General features: G+C 74.7%; 14 protein-coding genes. 7 read left to right on the forward strand and 7 right to left on the reverse strand.

Translation table 11 applies throughout. The annotated features are described in order from the left end of the window. The first annotated feature begins 57 nt into the window (after nucleotides 1-57). Both BAW75_RS26490 and BAW75_RS26495 read left to right on the forward strand, forming a co-directional pair. The gene (locus BAW75_RS26490; protein WP_043325177.1) at nucleotides 58-522 is read left to right on the forward strand and encodes a rhodanese-like domain-containing protein; all 465 of its coding nucleotides are present in this window, start codon (nucleotides 58-60) and stop codon (nucleotides 520-522) included. A 55-nt stretch (nucleotides 523-577) separates the two neighbouring features. Continuing rightward, nucleotides 578-1,156: a dihydrofolate reductase family protein gene (locus BAW75_RS26495; protein ID WP_104115279.1), complete on the forward strand. Its 579-nt coding sequence runs from the start codon at nucleotides 578-580 to the stop codon at nucleotides 1,154-1,156. Here BAW75_RS26495 and BAW75_RS26500 read toward each other — a convergent pair. Further along, nucleotides 1,138-1,848 (reverse strand): helix-turn-helix domain-containing protein, encoded by a 711-nt coding sequence (locus BAW75_RS26500; protein ID WP_104115280.1) that lies wholly within the window; start codon nucleotides 1,846-1,848, stop codon nucleotides 1,138-1,140. The genes BAW75_RS26495 and BAW75_RS26500 overlap by 19 nt on opposite strands. A 21-nt stretch (nucleotides 1,849-1,869) precedes the next feature. After that, entirely contained in the window at nucleotides 1,870-2,745 is an 876-nt protein-coding gene (locus tag BAW75_RS26505) for a sulfotransferase domain-containing protein (protein ID WP_104115281.1), read from the reverse strand. Nucleotides 2,746-2,988: 243 nt separating this feature from the next. Here BAW75_RS26505 and BAW75_RS26510 point away from each other — a divergent pair, with 243 nt between their 5' ends. Both BAW75_RS26510 and BAW75_RS26515 read left to right on the forward strand, forming a co-directional pair. Beyond that, a complete protein-coding gene (locus BAW75_RS26510) occupies nucleotides 2,989-6,261 on the forward strand; it encodes a hypothetical protein (RefSeq protein WP_104115339.1) in 3,273 nt (1,090 codons plus the stop codon). A gap of 45 nt (nucleotides 6,262-6,306) precedes the next feature. Beyond that, on the forward strand, nucleotides 6,307-6,732 hold the full coding sequence (locus BAW75_RS26515; RefSeq protein WP_104115282.1) for a VOC family protein: 426 nt from the start codon (nucleotides 6,307-6,309) through the stop codon (nucleotides 6,730-6,732). 3 nt (nucleotides 6,733-6,735) lie between these two features. Here BAW75_RS26515 and BAW75_RS26520 read toward each other — a convergent pair whose 3' ends face one another. Continuing rightward, on the reverse strand, nucleotides 6,736-7,725 hold the full coding sequence (locus tag BAW75_RS26520) for a BtrH N-terminal domain-containing protein (RefSeq protein ID WP_104115283.1): 990 nt from the start codon (nucleotides 7,723-7,725) through the stop codon (nucleotides 6,736-6,738). Beyond that, nucleotides 7,722-8,849 (reverse strand): DUF3800 domain-containing protein, encoded by a 1,128-nt coding sequence (locus BAW75_RS26525; RefSeq protein ID WP_244206279.1) that lies wholly within the window; start codon nucleotides 8,847-8,849, stop codon nucleotides 7,722-7,724. The genes BAW75_RS26520 and BAW75_RS26525 overlap by 4 nt, the downstream gene beginning before the upstream one ends. 93 nt (nucleotides 8,850-8,942) lie before the next feature. Between BAW75_RS26525 and BAW75_RS26530 the strand changes: the two genes are divergently transcribed. Both BAW75_RS26530 and BAW75_RS26535 read left to right on the forward strand, forming a co-directional pair. Beyond that, complete coding sequence (locus BAW75_RS26530) at nucleotides 8,943-9,884, forward strand: daunorubicin resistance protein DrrA family ABC transporter ATP-binding protein (protein WP_043325183.1); 942 nt, start codon at nucleotides 8,943-8,945, stop codon at nucleotides 9,882-9,884. After that, nucleotides 9,881-10,627: an ABC transporter permease gene (locus BAW75_RS26535; RefSeq protein ID WP_043325184.1), complete on the forward strand. Its 747-nt coding sequence runs from the start codon at nucleotides 9,881-9,883 to the stop codon at nucleotides 10,625-10,627. The genes BAW75_RS26530 and BAW75_RS26535 overlap by 4 nt, the downstream gene beginning before the upstream one ends. On the opposite strand, the gene BAW75_RS26540 is transcribed toward BAW75_RS26535, so the two are convergent. After that, a complete protein-coding gene (locus BAW75_RS26540) occupies nucleotides 10,611-13,736 on the reverse strand; it encodes an ATP-binding protein (protein WP_104115284.1) in 3,126 nt (1,041 codons plus the stop codon). The genes BAW75_RS26535 and BAW75_RS26540 overlap by 17 nt on opposite strands. Nucleotides 13,737-13,914: 178 nt before the next feature. On the opposite strand from BAW75_RS26540, the gene BAW75_RS26545 reads away from it, so the two are divergent. Next, on the forward strand, nucleotides 13,915-14,883 hold the full coding sequence (locus tag BAW75_RS26545) for a hypothetical protein (RefSeq protein ID WP_104115343.1): 969 nt from the start codon (nucleotides 13,915-13,917) through the stop codon (nucleotides 14,881-14,883). Nucleotides 14,884-14,939: 56 nt separating this feature from the next. On the opposite strand, the gene BAW75_RS26550 is transcribed toward BAW75_RS26545, so the two are convergent. Both BAW75_RS26550 and BAW75_RS26555 read right to left on the reverse strand, forming a co-directional pair. Further along, on the reverse strand, nucleotides 14,940-16,076 hold the full coding sequence (locus tag BAW75_RS26550; RefSeq protein ID WP_420915048.1) for an acyl-CoA dehydrogenase family protein: 1,137 nt from the start codon (nucleotides 16,074-16,076) through the stop codon (nucleotides 14,940-14,942). 38 nt (nucleotides 16,077-16,114) lie between these two features. After that, nucleotides 16,115-17,062, reverse strand: a complete 948-nt coding sequence (locus BAW75_RS26555) for an NAD(P)-dependent oxidoreductase (RefSeq protein ID WP_104115286.1) — start codon at nucleotides 17,060-17,062, stop codon at nucleotides 16,115-16,117. Nucleotides 17,063-17,064: the final 2 nt, after the last annotated feature.

Here is a 17,064-nt window from a genome sequence, read left to right on the forward strand (position 1 = left end):
GATGTTAGCGAAGGGCGGCGCTCACGCCACTGGGGCCACCGGACGGCGGTCGGCACGATGGGTGCCATGTCGAACGTCCTGCGCATTCCCGCCGCCCGCCCCGCCGACGCCGTCGCCCACTACGCGGCCCGGCTCTCCTTCCAGGCCGACGTCAGCGACGTGCACGCCGATCTGGAAGCGGGCGTGACCGGCCTGGTCGTGGTCGACTCGCGCAGCCTCGCGGCGTGGCGGCAGGGGCACATCCCCGGTGCCGTCCACCTGCCCACCGCGCAGATCGCCGACCGGGCCGCCGAGCTGATCCCGGCAGACGCCACGGTGGTCACCTATTGCTGGGGACCGGGCTGCGACGGCGCCACCCGTGCGGCGCTGGAGTTCGCCCGGCTCGGCCGGCCGGTCAAGGAGATGATCGGCGGATACGAGTACTGGGTGCGGGAAGGCTTCCCGGTACGCACCGACGCGGGGCTCGTCCGCCGGCCCGCCGATGACCTCACCGCGCCGGCCGGGGCGTCGTGCGGCTGCTGAGGGCGTGTCGGTTCCGTACAAGACACCGGGTGGCGGGCGTTCCTAGCATTGCCGCATGCGTGATCTTGTCTACACCGGATTCATGTCGCTCGACGGCGTGGTGGACTCCCCCGGCGGCGGCCCGGGCGAGGACCACCGCAGCGGCGGCTGGGTCGTCAAGGACGTCGAGTTCCTGCCCGAGGCGTTCTCCCTCAAGGGCGAGGAGCTGGCGCAGACCACGGCGCTGATGTTCGGCCGGCGCAGCTACGAGGCGTTCGCGCCCACCTGGCGCGACTCCGAGGACCACGCCGCCTACCGGGACCTGCCGAAGTACGTGGTGTCGTCCAGCCTGCCCGACGACGCGCTGGTCGACGGCTGGGGACCGACGACGATCCTGCGCTCCACCGCCGACGTGGCCGCGCTCAAGCGGGGCGACGGCGGCGACATCTTCATCCACGGCAGCGCGGAACTCGCCCGCCGTCTCGCCGAGGCGGACCTGATCGAGCGGTACCACCTGCTCGTCTTCCCGGTGCTGCTCGGCGCCGGCAAGGGCCTGTTCACCCGGGCGGACCGGGACCGGCAGACGCTGCGGCTGCGCGACAGCGCCGCCTACCCCAACGGCGTCGTCAAGCTGATCTACGACGTGACCCGCTGAGCCGGGTCCAGCGCGATCGCGCCACCGGCGCCCGCGCGCAGCTCGCCGGCCGTCCGTCCGACGTACCGGCGCAGCGCGCGGGCCAGGTGCGGCTCGTCCACGTACCCGAAGGTGGTGACCGCGTCGGCGGGCGGGCGGCCCGCGGCCAGCAGCACGGCGGCCCGGCGCGCGCGGTCGATCTGCCGCACCGCGCCCCGGGTCAGCCCGGTCGCCGCCCGGAAGCGGCGTTCGAGGGTACGCGGTGACGCCGGTGGACGGCCGCCGCGCAGGGTCTCGGTGACGAGCGGGTCGCGGACCACCACGCCAGCCCGGACCAGCCGCTCGACCAGGGCCTCGGCGTCGTCCGGGCCGGGTGTCTCCCACCAACCGCCGTCGAGGCGGAACGTCCGGCGGCTCACGTCGGGCAGCTCGGCGCCGCTGTCCACAAGCTCAGGCGTGGGTACGAGCCGCAGCGAGGTGCCGACCGCGAACTCGATGCCGACGAAGCTCGCGCCCTCGGGCACCGGCGCGGCGCCGGTGGCGGTCTCGGGGCCGGAGACGGCCGCGTAGGAGCGCCCGTCGCGCTGCCAGAACACGAGCCCCCAGCACGGCGTCGCCACCGAGGTCATCTCGTCGACCCGGTCGCTGACGCAGGTCCACACGGTGTCGATCCAGGCCGAGTCGGACGCCCGTGTGGTGAACCGCAGCTCCACGGCAGGAGCATACGGCGACGGTCAGCGGGCCGGGGTCTCGTCCCGGGCGGGGTAGCCGAGGATCTCGGCGAGGTCACCGGCGGCGGCCGTGTACGCGGCGTAGATGTCGTCGTCGAAGTGGTTACGCCAGTCGCCGGACGCGCCCTTGCGGTAGTGGGAGATCCGCCCGGGGGTCTCCTTCGACTTCTTCATCTTGGTGAAGCTGTAGCGGGCCAGCAGGGCCTCCAGCTCGGCCGGCGGCAGCGTGATCCCACAGTGCCGCAGAAGCTGGTCGACCTCTTCGGTCTGCCGCTCGCCGGTCAGGTCCTCGTAGCGGAACAGCCGGAACGTCTCGTCGCTCGGCGCGACCGCCCAGGACCGCATCTGCCCGAACTGCTTCTTGTCGCGCAGCCGGTCGATGACGTAGAGCATTCCCTCCTTCTTCGGCAGTTCCTGGAGGGCCTTGCGCGCCTGCGGGATGTCGCCCATCGGGGCGTGCGAGTTGCGCAGCGAGAAGTAGCTGGACACGACCACGTCGCGCGGGTCGCGGATCACGAAGAACGCGCGGTAGCTGCCGGCCTTGGGCACCGCCTCGAACCGCTTGTGGGAGAGGAAGATCGCCAGGCCGACGCGGCCGGCCGCCGCCGGCGCGGTCGCGCCGCCGGAGTAGAAGCGCGGGTCGTAGGGCAGCAGCCCGCAGTGGCGGTAGACAGCCGGGTCACTGAACAACGCCTTGATCCACTGGCTGCCGGTCTTGCGGACGGTGCAGTGGAAGATGTTGGCGAACTCGCTGCGGGCCGCCACCGGAACGGTGAGTCGCATACGGGCGTTGCGCGCTTCCATCTGCGCCCGCCGGGCCTTGACGCGCAGAGAATTCGGCGAATTGTGCTTGGCGAATTCGACGGCCCGATTAATCATTTCCCAACCTCATCCGGACCCCGCGGAGCAGGGGCAGCACGAACACCTTTCCGCACGCCACGCAGGTGAAATCCGCAGAACTCGCCTACTCCGCCCCGCGCCCCGACGCGCCGCTAGGAATATCCCCGACGGTCCGATTAATGTCAATCCCGGTCACCTGGGAGAACGCTGAAAATCTACAATTTCCATAGGAATTGCGGAATGGGCGTGACGGGCCCCCACGGCGACTCGCGCACCGGCACAATGAGCGCCGTGCTCACCCCCGCCCGCGACCTGCTGGCCGCCCTCGATCCGCTGTCCCACCGCGACCGGACGCGGCGCCTCGTGGCGTGGGCACGCACCGCGCCCAACCGGGCACAGGTCTGTGCCGACCTGCGCCGGCACGGACCCTACGAGCGGCGTCTCGCGCTGCTCGCCGCGCTGGCGACCCGGGACACCGCGGCCGTCCTGGCCGCGACGTCCGACAGGGATCCGTCGATCGCCGCCACCGCGCTGACCGCCGCCGTGCGGGCCGGCGTGACGCCCGCCGACCTGACCGACCGGCCGGCGGCCACCCGCCGGCGGGTCTACCGGGCGCTGCGCCGCCGCCCGGCGCCGGTCCTCGCCGACACGCTGATCACCACGGTCCGCGACCGGTTCGGCGACCACGAGGCAGTCGCGCTGCTGCCGGCCTGCGGCGCCGAGACGGTACGCGCCCTGCTGCCCGACCTGGAACACGCGCTGAACCCGGAACGGCTGATGCGCCGGCACGCCGACATCGTGCTCGCACGGGCCGGCGAGCGGCTGGCCACGGCCCCGCCCGAGTCGCGCGGGCGGATCTGGGGCGAGGTCGCCGACGCGGTGCTGCGAGCTGATCCGGCGCGGGCGCTGGACCTGCTCGACGCGTACGCGCCCGAGGATTCACTGCCCGGCCCGCTCATCGCGTACGGGCGGCTCGCCGCGCACGACGCGAGCCGGGTCGTACGCCTGCTCACGCCGCCGGGGCGCGCGGCCTGGCTGGCCCGGATCGCGCTGCCCCGGGCGCTGCTGCGCCGCCTCGCCGCGCTGCCCACCGGCGACCTGGTCCCGCTGGCCGCCCGGCTGCGGGAGCACGACCATGCGCTGGCCGCGTTGCTGCGCGCGGTCGCGCCGAGCCGCCGCGCCGAGCTGTACGACGCCGCGCTCGCCGACACCGACACCACGGCGCTGCTGCCCGGCGCCCAGGTGATGGAGGCGCTGCCGGCCGCGGTGCGGGCGCGCGAGGCGGCCCGGGTGCTGACCCTGCCGGCCGTCCGCGAGCGGGAGGAGCAGGTGCGGTTCTGGAGCGCGTACCTGCCGTGGCCGGCGGCGGCCGCGTCGGCGAGCGCGGCGCTGCGCTCGGGCGACGCGGACGAACGGGCGGACGGCTGGCGGCTGCTGGTGGCGGCCGCGCGACGCTCCCGCGACCCGCGCACGGTGGCCCAGGTGGTGGTCCGGCTCGGCCGGCTGCGCAACGAGCAGGACCCGGTACGCGCGGCCGCGCTCACCGCGCTCGCCACTGTGGCGCCGCTGCTCACCGCCACGACCGCGGGCGGGCTGACCGGGCTCACCACCGACGTGGTCGACGCCCGGGACACCTCGGCGGCCACCACAAACGCGTTGAGCCGCCTCGCCGCCGAAACGCTCACGTACCACGTCGACGTGCCGGAACTGGCCGAGTGGGCGCTGCTCACCATCGACCTGGTGAGCAGCGACGCGAACGTGCCGATCCTGCACCGGCTCGACACGGTGCTGCGGCGCGGCCAGGAGACTGTGGTGTTCGGCCGGCTGCGCGACCGGCTCGAGTCCGGCATGACACGCGCGCGGTACGGGCTGCTGTTCGCGCTCACCCACGCGCTCGGCCGCCGCGCCTGGCGCCTGCCCGAGCTCCAGGACCTGCTGCGCCGGGCGATCGGGCCGGACACGCTGCCCCCGGTGGCCCGGACGGCGGTCGCGCTCTGGCTCGCCGACCCGCATACCCGCGCACGGCGCGTCGAGGAGGTCCTCGACGTCGATGCCTCGGCGGTGGCGATCCACGAGGTGTGGACGACGATCTGCACGTCCCGCACCGACCTGCTCGACCGGGTGCTGGACCGGCCCCCGCGCGGCCGGTTCGTGGAGAAGGGAAAGCGGTGGGTGCCCGACACCGCGCCGCACGCCCGGCGATGGCTCCCCCGCCAGCAGGAACGCTTCGTGTCGCTGCAGGCGCGCGTCGTCGCCGACTCCGGTCACCGGGTGTGGCAGCGGGCGGCGGCGCACCACGCCGCCGCCGTGGTCGGCCCGGCCGGACGGGAGCTGGTGCTGCGCCACCTCGACGCGCCCGAGGTGCCGGTGGCCGAGGCGGCGCTCGGCGCGCTGGTCCGGACCGACCGGCCGGACGAGGCGTTCCCGGTGCTGCTCCGGTACGCCGACAGCGACCGGGCGCGCGTCGCGCTGTACGCCGCGGGGCGGGCCGCACGGCACGTCCCACCGGCCCGGCTCGCCGAACTGCTGGGCGGGGTGCTGACCGGCGCCGCGAAGGTCACCAGCCGCAAGGAGGCCGCCCGGCTCCTGGCCCGCTACGCGCCGGTGGACGTGCTGGCGACGCTCGCCGACACGTACGCCGACCCGGAGACGCACCGCGACGTGCGGGCGGCGATCGTCTCCGCCGCCCGGCAGCGGCTCGGGCCCGAGGCGAGCTGGACCGTGCTGCGGGCGGCGGTGCACGCCGGCCGCGAGGAGCGGCGGGCGGTGCTCGGCGCGTACCCGTCCGGGATCTCGGAGCGTCACCGCCGCGCCTACGCGGCGTTGCTCGTGGCGGCGTGCCGGGCCGAGGACCGGGAGGTCCGGCGGGCCGCGTTCGCCGCGCTCGGGGAATGGTGGCCGTGGCTGACCGACGTCACCGACCTGGTCGTCGTCCGGCTCACCGACCCGGACGAGACGACGCCGAGCATCGGGGTGGCGAACCTGCTGCGAGCCGGTGGTGACACGGTCTTCCGGGCCGCGCTGGAGCGGCTGGTCCAGCGGGACGCGGCCGACGACGATCCGGGCGGTCCGGTGACCGACCGGCCCGCCCGGCGGCGGATCGAGCTGCTCGCGGTCGGTGCGGCTCTGTGGTCCGCCAGCCGGCCCGCCGGCGCCGACCGGGCCGGGCTGGTCGCGGCCGCGCGGTGGCTCGCCGGCCGGGACGGCTTCCTGGGTACGGCCACCCGGCTGCTCGTCGACCTCGGCCGGCTGGACAACCTGGACGAGGTCGCCGCGCTCTGCGCCGGCCGCCCGGTGGTAGCGGTCCGCACCGCCGAACACGTCGGCCACCGGCTGCGCGACCTGCGGCAGCGGCCCGACCCGGCGGTACTCGCCGACACGGTGGCCCACCTCGGCGGGCGCGGCGACCTCGCCGGTGGGCTGTTCGCGGTGGCGCTCGTCGCACACGGGTCGGAGTTCGGCTGGAAGACGCCGTGGCGGGACCTGCTGATCGGGTTGCGCCGCCATCCGGACGCCGACGTGCGGGAGGCGGCGTACACGCTCGACATGAGCTGACCAGGCCGGACGTCGCTCTATGCTCGGGGCGTGACGCTTCAGCGGATGGACCACGTCAGCGTCGTGGTGGACGACCTGCCGGCCGCGATCGCCTTCTTCACCGAACTCGGCATGGAGGTGGAGGGCGAGATGCCGGTCGAGGGGGCCTGGGTGGACCGGGTCAACGGCATCGACGGCGTGCGTGTCGACATCGCGATGATGCGGACGCCGGACGGCCACGGCAAGCTCGAACTGACGCGGTTCCGGGCGCCGGCACTCGTCGCCGCCGAACCGCCGGCCGCGCCGCCGAACACGCTCGGCCTGCGGTCGGTCATGTTCGCCGTGGACGACGTCGACGACACGGTGGCCCGGCTGCGGGCCCACGGCGGTGAGCTGATCGGTGAGGTGGCGGACTACGGGGACGTCTACCGGCTCTGCTACCTGCGCGGCCCGGCGGGCATCATCGTGGCGCTGGCCGAGCAGCTGAGCTGACGCCTACCGCGCGTCGACCGCGGCCAGCACCGTCATCGCCTCGCGTTCACGGACGGCCAGGTCGGCCAGGACCGCCGACGCGCGGGCCAGGTGGCCGGCGTCGCCGGTCCGCCCGGCGGTGGCGATGTGCTCGGCGACGGTGGTCCACAGCGGCGCGATGTCGGCGTACATCAGCTGCGCCCGGCGCAGGTGGGCGTCGCCGGTGACGGTGGCGGCCTCGGCGAGGAAGTCCCGGTACATGGCGCGGAACAGCGCGCCGCCGGTTCCGCCGCGTTCCATCAGCGTCGCGGCGAGCGGCAGGTCACGGGCCGGGTCGGCGGCGCGGTCCAGCCAGCGGGTCACCCGGGCGGCGGCGGTGGCGATCCCCCGGTGGCCGAGGTTGGCGATCGGCGGGTCGAGGAACGCTGCGGCGTTGGCGCGTACCGCCGCGCGGATCGCCGTGCCCAGGTCCGGCGCGCCGCCGGGCGCGGTGAGCGTGTACGACAGGTGGCGCGCGGTCATCGGCCCCCGCGCGGCACGGGCCCGGGCCAGGCTGTCCAGCGTGGTGGTCACCGCGCCGCCCTGCTGGGCGGTGTCGACCAGGTGGGCGTGGGTGTCGTCGTAGCCGTAGATCGCGACGGTGTGCCCACCGAAGTGGACCCGGGTGGTGAAGTAGTCCAGGTGGTACGAGTCCAGTTGCAGGCCGACCGGCTGCCCGGCGTCCAGCGCGTCGGTGACGTCGCGCCACGCCTTCGCCGCCGACGTCGTCTCCCGTACCCGAAGGTCCAGGCCGAGGCGGTCGGCGGCGGCGCGGGTCACGCACAGCGGCTTGGTGCGCCCGCCGAGGAACGGCACGTCCATGCTCTTGGCGTCCCAGTAGACGAAGCCGAGCCCCTCGCCGAGGCCGAACAGCATGGGCTCGGAGAGGTCCAGGCCCGCGTGCCGGGTCAGCACGCCGAGCGTGGTGGTCTCGCAGTGCACCCCGGCGCGAGGCGTCACGCCACTCAGGATCACGTCGCCTCCTGTTCCGCCGGCACGGCTGCGGCGTTCGCGCCGGGCGGGGACAGCAGCGGGCGCAGCGGCCCGTCGCCGGGCATCCGGCGAGCCACGCCGGCGAGCAGGTCGGCGGCCTGGACGCGCGGGTCGTCGCGCGAGTCGGTCATCACCAGCCCGGCCAGCGGCGACGGGCCGGCCGGGTCGCTGGCGGCCAGCGCCGCCTGGAGTCGGCGCAGCCGGTCCTCGGTGAGCGCGCTCTGCTCGTCGTGGATCACCAGCACCCGCCGCCGGCCGGCGCTCCAGTGCAGGACGGTCTCGGCCAGCGCCGGCAGCAGCGGCTCCAGCGGTGGCGGAATCGTCCGGTCACCCGCGTACAACCGGGCCTGCACCGCTGCCACGCGGGCCGGGTCGAGCGCGTCGAGGATCGCGCCGGCCCGCGTGTCGCCGACGTGGCGCCGCAGCACGTCGCGCGCGGCGAAGAACCGCTCGACGCTCCGGTCGTCCGCGCGGTCCCGCCGCTTGGTGCGCAGCATCTCGACCACTGCGGCGAGGAAGGCCGCCCAGTCGGGCCCGGCCGCCCGCCCGGCCCGGTGCAGCGCCGCCGCGGCCGGACGCGGGTCACCGGCGAGGCGAGTGCCCGCCGCGTACGAGGGCTCGGCCAGCAGCAGGTCGACGACCCGGGTGGCGAGGAAGAACTCCTTGTCGACGAGGTGCACGTGCGCCCGGCCGCGCAGCGCGGACAGGAACCACTGCACCGCCTCGGCGGCTTCGCGGCGGCGCAGGAACTGCCGGGACTTGACCTCGTCGGGCGAGAACCGGAACCCGGACCGCAGCGTACGGATCAGCTCGGCGGCTTCGTCGCGGCCCAGGTCGACGCTGGCGTGGACGATCACCGGGGTGGCCGGGTCGAGCAGGTTGGTGCCGGAGAAGCCGGACTCGTCGCAGGCGATCTCCCGCACCGCGCCGGTCAGCGCCTCGCCGGGTGGCAGCCCGCCCTGAAGCGGCAGCCTCGCACCCGTCGAACCGGCCATGCCGACATGCTCGCCGACCTGGCGCGCCGGGGCCAGCCGATTCGGCGACGCCGGGACGGGAGCAGCCCGGTCGGCGGCGTCGAGCGCCTCCCGGAACGTCTCCCGATCCACGGCGGGACCGTACGCCGCCCCACCGACAAGCTGTCAGCGGCCGTGTCAGCGCCGTGTCAGGGCGGTGGCGGTACGGCCGCCCATGGTGGTCGCATGACGAGTTCAGCGATAGCGGTCTCCGGACTGCGCAAGGCGTACAAGGACCGGGTGGTGCTCGACGGCATCGACCTGGACGTCCCCGCCGGCACGATCTTCTCCCTCCTCGGCCCGAACGGGGCCGGCAAGACGACTGCCATCAACATCCTGACCACGCTGATCCGCGCCGACGCCGGATCGGTGCGGGTCGCCGGGCACGACGTGGTCACCGAGGCCAGGGCGGTACGCGCGGCGATCGGCGTGACCGGGCAGTTCGCGGCGGTGGACGAACTGCTCACCGGGCGGGAGAACCTGCAACTGATGGTCGACCTCGGGCCGCGCAACCGGGTGACCGGCAAGCGGGTCGTCGCCGAACTGCTGGAACGGTTCGACCTGGTCGAGGCCGCCGACAAGCTGGTGTCGACGTACTCCGGGGGCATGCGCCGCAAACTGGACCTCGCGATGACGCTGGTCGGCGAGCCGCGGATCATCTTCCTGGACGAGCCGACGACCGGGCTGGACCCGCGCAGCCGCCGGACCATGTGGTCGATCATCAGGGAGCTGGTCGCCGGCGGCGTGACAGTCTTCCTCACCACCCAGTACCTCGACGAGGCCGACCGCCTCGCCGACCGGATCGCGGTGCTCGACCAGGGCCGGCTGGTCGCCCAGGGCACGCCGGAGGAGCTGAAGCGCCGGATCCCCGGCACGCACGTGCGGTTGCGGTTCGGCACCGGCGCCGAACTGGACGCGGCGGCGCTGGTGCTGCCCGAGGCGGTACGCGACGAGGAGGCGCTGGCCCTGCGCGTGCCCACCGACGGCGGATCCGCGGCGCTGCGCGCCCTGCTCGACCGGCTCGACGCGCACGCGATCAGCGCCGACGACCTGTCCGTCCAGACCCCCGACCTCGACGACGTCTTCCTGGCCCTGACGGGCCGTACCCCGGAGGTGGCCGCCAAATGAGCCGCAACCACTCGGTCGTCATGCTGCGCCGCAACCTGACGCACCTGCGCCGCAACCCGACCTCGGTGTTCAACGCCGTGCTGATGCCGATCATCGTGATGCTGATGTTCGTCTACATGCTCGGCGACGCGTTCTCCGTCGGCGTCGACTACGTCGACTACGCGACGCCGGGCCTGATGCTGCTGGCGGTCTGCTACGGCCTCGGCGGCACCGCGACGTCGGTGAACTCCGACATGACCAAGGGCATCATCAACCGGTTCAAGGTCATGCACGTGTCCCGGGGCGCGGTGCTGACCGGCCACGTCGTGGCCACCGTGCTGACGAACGTCCTCGCGGTCGCGGCCCTGGTCGGGGTGGCGTTCCTGCTCGGCTTCCGCCCGGCCGCCGAGCCGCTGCACTGGCTCGGTGCGGCCGGCGTGGTGGTGCTGCTCAGCGTCGCGGTCAGCTGGTTCACCGTCGCGCTGGGCCTGTTCGCCAAGTCGCCGGAGTCGGCGGGCATGGCCTCCGTGCCGCTGGTCCTGCTGCCGTTCTTCAGCAGCGCGATCGTGCCCGCCGACAAGATGGGGCCGGGCCTGCGGCAGTTCGCCGAGTACCAGCCGTTCACGCCGATCATCGAGACGCTGCGCGGCCTGCTCGAGGGCGCGCCGTCGGCCGGCGACGTGATCCCCGCGCTCGCCTGGTGCGCCGGCATCGCTGTGGTCGGCTACCTGTGGGCGCGGTCCACGTTCACGAAGCGAGCGTGACCTCGACCAGTCGCTCCCAGCCGGTCTCCCGGCCCTGCGCGACCGCCTCGGCGAACCCCGCGTCGCCGAGGCGGTCGCGCGCCGCCGCCTCGATCCGGGGCACGTCGGGGTGGGTGCGGTCGGGCTGGCCGCGTACCGCGGTGGCGGCGCCGAGCAGCCGCGCCGCCTGGTCCGGCCGGTCCAGCCGCACCGCCTGGTCCGCGACACCGACGAGCACCTGCGCGGTCAGCGGCGCGTAGCCCCCCTCGCGCGCCGCGCGGCACGCCGCCGCCCGATGGGTACGCGACAGCTCGACGTCCTCGGCCAGGTAACCCAGCAGATCCTGGGTGCCGGCCCGGACACTGGCCAGGTCCGCCTCGTCGCCGAGCAGCGCCGACACGGACCGCAGCTGCGCGTACGCCTCGTCCGCGTCACCGTCGTGGCGGGCCAGGTACGCCCGGACCAGCGCCAGTTCGGCCAGCGCCCCCGGCCAGGCGACCCCGGCGGCGAGCCGGTGCGCCTCGGCCAGCGCGTCGGCGCTCGCCGCCTCGTCGCCGCCCAGCCGGTACAGCCAGGACAGCCGTGCCCGCATCCGGATCACGTCCTCGACGGCGCCGACCTCGGTGACCGCCGTGACCGCCTGCTCGTAGTAGTCGCAGGCGGCGGCGACGTCACCACGCACGGCTATCAGCTCGGCCAGCTCGCTGAGCGCGAACGAGATCCCGAAGCGTTCGCCCACCGCCCGGAACTCGGCGAGCGCCTGCCGCAGGCACGCCTCCGCCTGCGCCGCCTCCATGCCGAGGATGACCCGCAGCTTGCCCAGGTGCAGCCGGGCCAGCGCGCGTACCCACGGATCGTCGTGGTCGAGCAGCGACTCCCAGGCGGGCAGCAGCGCGTCCGGTTCCCGCAGCATCCGCTCCATCGGCACGACCAGGGCCAGCTCCGGGTGGCCGCCGCGGCCCTCCCCGCTCAGCCGGTACGCCTTGTGGATCCACTCGGCCGCGTGCTGCGCGTCGCCCGGCCCGGAACTGAGGAACAGCACCACCAGTCCGTACACCACGGCACGGATGTCGTCGGGCACCTCACCGGGCGCCTCGGTGGCCGCGATGATCAGTTCCATGCCCTCGGTGCGGTGTCCGCCGAGCCACCAGTACCAGCCGGCGCCGGCCGCGAGCCGCATCGCCTCGGGTCCCTCACCCGCGGCGAGCGCGCCACGCATCGCGGCGGTGATGTTGTCGTGTTCGGCGTCCAGCCGGGCGAGCCAGGTGAGCTGGTCGGCGCGGCGCAGCCGCGGCTCGGCGGTCTCGGCCAGCGCGGTGAAGTACGCCAGGTGCGCGCGGCGCGCGGTGTCCGCCTCCCCCGCCTCGGCGAGCCGCTGCGCGGCGTACTCCTTGATCGTGCCGAGCATCCGGTAGCGCGGCGCGACGTCGCCGGCGGCGACCAGCAGCGACTTCTCGGTCAGCGCGGTGAGCAGGTCGAGCACGTCGCCCGGCGCGACGGCACCGCCGGCGCAGACCCGCTCGGCCGCGTCCAGGCCCGCCCCGCCGGAGAACACCGACAGCCGGCGGAGCACCGCGCGTTCGGCGTCGCTGAGCAGTTCCCAGCTCCAGTCGACCATCGCGCGCAACGTCCGGTGCCGGGGCAGGGCGGTCCGGCTGCCGCCGGTGAGCAGCCGGAACCGGTCGTCGAGCCGGGTGGCGAGCTGGTCGACGGACATGGCGCGCAACCGTGCCGCGGCCAGCTCGATGGCCAGCGGCATGCCGTCGAGCGCGCGGCAGATCCGCGCCATGGTCGCCGACGTGTGGCCGTCGTACGCCAGGTCGCGGCGGACGGCGGCGGCCCGGTCCCGCAGCAGGCGCACGGCGGGCGACGACTCGACCTCGGTGGCAGCGGCGTCGCCGCCGGGCAGGCCCAGCGGCGCGACCGGCCACAACGCCTCCCCGGTGATGCCCAGCGGCTCCCGGCTGGTGGCCAGGATCCGCAGCCGCCGGCACTCGCCGAGCAGCCGGTACGCCAGCGTCGCCGCCGCCTCGACGACGTGTTCGCAGTTGTCCAGGATCAGCAGCATCTCCCGGTCCCGGATCGCCGCCACCAGCCGGTCGAGCGGTTCCGCGCTGCCCGCGTCGCCGAGCAGCGCGTCCCGCAGGCCGAGCCCGGAGATCGTCGCCTGCACCACGTCCCCGTCGGCGCTGACGGCCGCGAACTCCACCAGCCACACGCCGTCCGGCAGGTCGCCGGTCAACCGGCGCCCGGTCTCGGTGGCCAGCCTGGTCTTCCCCGAGCCGCCCGGGCCGGTGAGCGTGGTGAGCCGGTGTTCGGCCACCAGCGCACCGACCGCAGCGAGGTCGGCGTCCCGGCCGACGAAGCTGGTCAGCTCGGCGCGCAGGTTGGTCCGGCGGGTGTCCTCCCGGCGTACCGTCTCGCCGCGCAGCAGCGCGACGTGCAGCGCCGACAGTTCCGGGGACGGGTCGGCGCCCAAGGCGTCGGCGAGCGCGTCGGCGGTGCGCCGGTAGACGAGCAGCGCCTCGGTGTCCCGGCCGGCCGCGACGAGCGCGCGCATCAGCGCCATGGCGAGCCGCTCGCGCACCGGATGGGCGGCCACCAGGTCGGTCAGCTCCGGGATCAGGTCGGGCCCGGTCTCCGCGTCGTACCGGTCCTCGGTTGCGGTCAGGCGCAGCCGTTCCAGCCGGGTGGCCGCCGCGTCGAGCGCCGGGCTGTCGGGCAGGCCGATGTCGCGCAGCGCGTCGCCGCGCCACAGCCCGAGCGCCTCGCGCAGCAGCCGTACCCGCTGCGGCCCGTCACCGTCGCGGGCCCGCAGCAGCAGGCGTTCGAACCGTACGGCGTCGACGGCGTCGGGCTCGACGGCGAGCCGGTAGCCGTCGGGCAACCCGTCGACGACGCCCGCCGGCAGCGCCTTGCGCAGCCGGGAGACGAGGCGTTGCAGCGCGTTGGCGGCGTCGGCGGGCGGCTGCTCGCCCCAGATCCAGTCGACGAGCGTCGCCTTCGGAACCACCCGGCCGGGCTGGAGCGCGAGGGCGGCCAGCAGCCCGCGCAGTCGCGCGCCCGGCACGTCGGCCGGGACACCGGCGTCCGTGGTGACCTGGAACGGCCCGAGCAACCCGATCTGCACCCGGCCGATCCTGCCACGCCCTGCGATTCGATCCGGTCCGCCGGGCGCGGGGGTCAGGTGGCCAGGCGCAGGTGCCGGCGCTGCCGCACCGCGGCGGCCCTCACCTGGTACGGGGCATCCCCGGGCGGCGGATCCTGATAAGTTGCGCGCTCCGCACGGGTTCGACGGGGGAATGCGCATGTCCGACACGGGGGCCGGATCCGATCAGGGAGCGGCGGGGGGCGCGGAACAGCGGGCCGAGACCGCCTGGATGCCGCCGGCCGGCGAGCCGTCGGCCGATCCCGGCCCGCCAACGCCGCCCACTGCGGCTCCAGGTTACGAGCCGCCCACGGCCGCTGTGGGTTACGGGCCGCCCACTGCGGGCCCGTCGTACGGACCGGCCACGCCGTACGGGCCGTACCCGCCGCCCGGTCCGCCGTCGACCGGCCGCAACCGTGGTCTGGTCATCGCCGTCGCGGCGCTGAGCGTGTTGCTGCTGGTGGCGTGCTCGGGCCTGGTCGGCGGCGCGTTCCTGCTGCGGTCCTCCGAGCGCCGGGCCGCCGAGGCGAAGCCGATCGCGCCGCCGGTGACGCCCTGGCGGTCGTCCGGCACGACGCCCACTCCGGGTGCGACGGCGAGCGTGGAGCCCTCGACGCGCGGGCCGCAGCCCAGCGACTTCCCGGCGGCGCAGATCTCCGACCTCAACGACGTGTGCGACGGGGTCCTCTACTTTCCGCAGTCGCCGAAGCGCACCGGAGCGGCGCCGCACCCGGTGGCGCTGCTCGTCGGCACCGACGTGGGCACGCGGCGCCACGACCGGGTCTACTACTACGACGAGGGCCTGTCGAAGCGGGTGGAGCGGACCTGGGCGTCGGAGGACCCGAAGGCCGTGCAGATGGTCGCCTGCCTGGACCGCACCAGCACCGGCGCGACGATCCGCAAGTGCCGCTACGACGACCCGAAGCCGGACACGCTGACGCTGCTGAAAGCCACCTACCGCCTGCGGGTGTACGAGGTGGCGACCGGCCGCCGGCTGCTGGACAAGACCATGGGCGGCGACGACCAGCAGTGCCCGTACGTGGTTCTGTACGGACCGGACAAGAAGATCTATGCCGAGGTCAGCCACCGGTCGCTGCTGTCCGCGCTGCGCAACCTGGTCAAGCGGTAGGCCGCGTGCCCGGCCCGATCACGGGCCGGGCACGCGGTCACCGGTGGCCCGGCCGGTCAGCGGAAGGCCGCGTGACCGGTGAGCGTCTGCCCGATGATCAGCTGGTGCACCTCGGAGGTGCCCTCGTAGGTGAGCACCGACTCCAGGTTGTTCGCGTGCCGCAGCACCGGGTAGTCGAGCGTGATGCCGGCCGCGCCGAGGATCGACCGGCACTCGCGGGCGATGGCGATGGCCTCCCGCACGCTGTTGAGCTTGCCCAGGCTGATCTGCCGGTGGTCCAGCGTGCCCGCGTCCTTCAGGGCGCCGATCTGCATCGCCAGCAGCATCCCCTTGCCCAGTTCCAGCGCCATGTCGGCGAGCTTGAGCTGGGTGGCCTGGTACGCGGCGAGCGGCTTGTCGAAGATCTGCCGGCTGCGGGCGTACGCGACTGTGGTCTGCAGGCAGTCGTGCGCGGCGCCGAGCGCGCCGAAGACGATGCCGAAGCGGGCCTCGTTGAGGCAGGTCAGCGGCCCGGACAGGCCGGCCGCGCCGGGCAGCATCGCGTCGGCGGGCAGCCGGACGTCGTCGAGGACCAGCTCTGAGGTCACCGACGCGCGCAGGGAGAGTTTGCGGGTGATCTCCGGCGCGGTGAACCCGGGCGTGCCGGCCGGTACGACGAAGCCGCGGATGCCCTCGTCGGTACGCGCCCACACCACGGCGACGTCCGCCACCGAACCGTTGGTGATCCACATCTTGGTGCCGTTGAGCACCCAGTCGCCGCCGTCGCGGCGGGCCCGGGTGAGCATGCCGGCCGGGTCCGAGCCGAAGTCCGGTTCGGTCAGCCCGAAGCAGCCGATCGCCTCGCCGGCGGCCATCCGGGGCAGCCACTCGCGCTTCTGCTCCTCGGAGCCGAACCGCCAGATCGCGTACATGGCCAGCGAGCCCTGCACCGAGACCAGGGACCGCAGGCCCGAGTCGCCCGCCTCCAGTTCGAAGCAGGCCAGGCCGTACGCGACGGCCGAGGTGCCGGCGCAGCCGTAGCCCTCCAGGTGCATCCCGAGCACGCCGAGTTCACCGAGTTCCCGGGCCAGTTCCCGTACCGGCAGCCGGCCCGCCTCGTACCAGCCGGCGATCTCCGGCCGGATCCGCCGGTCCACGAAGCCGCGCACGGCGGCCTGGAGTTCCCGGGTGTCGTCGTCGACGAGCGTGTCCACACCGAAGTAGTCGAGGGCGGACGCGGGGACGGTCAGTGTCACGTACGGGTTCCTTCCAGGTGGGCGAGGACGCCGCGCGCCACGGCGACGGCCATCGCGTCGAGCGCGTCGGTGGTCATGGCCGCCATGTGCGGGGTGGCGAGGACGCGGGGGTGGTGCAGCATCGGGTCGTCGGCGGCGGGCGGTTCGGGCGCGAACACGTCGACCGCGTAGCCGCGCAGCCGGCCGGCGTCGAGCGCGGCGAGCACCGCCGCGCCGTCGACCACGCCGGCCCGCGCGGTGTTGACGAGCAGCGCGTGCGGCCGCATCCGGGCCAGCGCGGCGGCGCCGATCAGGCCGGTGGTCTGCGGCGTCTGGGGCACGTGCAGGCTGACCACGTCCGATTCGGCGAGGAGCCGGTCCAGGTCCACCAGGTGTACGCCGTCCGGCGGCTCGGTGACCGCCACGTCGTACCCGAGGACCGTCATGCCCATCCCGCGGGCGCGGGCGGCGACGCCCAGGCCGATCGCGCCGAGGCCGACGAGTCCCAGCGTGCGGCCGGTGAGCATGGTGCCGGTCAGTCCGGCGGCGACGACCGAGCCGGGCAGTGACCGGCCGGGCGGGAAGCCGCCGGCGGCAAGCGTGGTCACGGCGGGGGTGAGCTGCCGGGCGAGCGCGAGCGCGGCCAGCACGACGAACTCGGCCACCGACTCGGCGTTGGCGCCGGGCGTGCCGACGACGGGGACGCCGAGCCGTTGCGCGGCGGCCAGGTCGATGCCGTCCAGCCCGGCGCCGTGCCGGCCGACGACCTTGAGCTGGGGCGCGGCCTCCAGCATCGCGGCGGTCACCGGTGAGGAGCGCACCACGAGCGCGTCGGCGGTGGCGAGCGGCCCGGCGGCGAGCGCGGCGGGGTCGGTGAGGTGGGCGACGCGTACCTCACCGGCGGCGTGCAGCAGCCGCATCCCGGCCTCGGCGATGGGCTCGGTGAGCAGGATCTGAGGGGACATTG

Origin of the sequence: Micromonospora chalcea (assembly GCF_002926165.1) — a bacterium.
In the GTDB taxonomy this organism is placed as follows: domain Bacteria; phylum Actinomycetota; class Actinomycetes; order Mycobacteriales; family Micromonosporaceae; genus Micromonospora; species Micromonospora chalcea.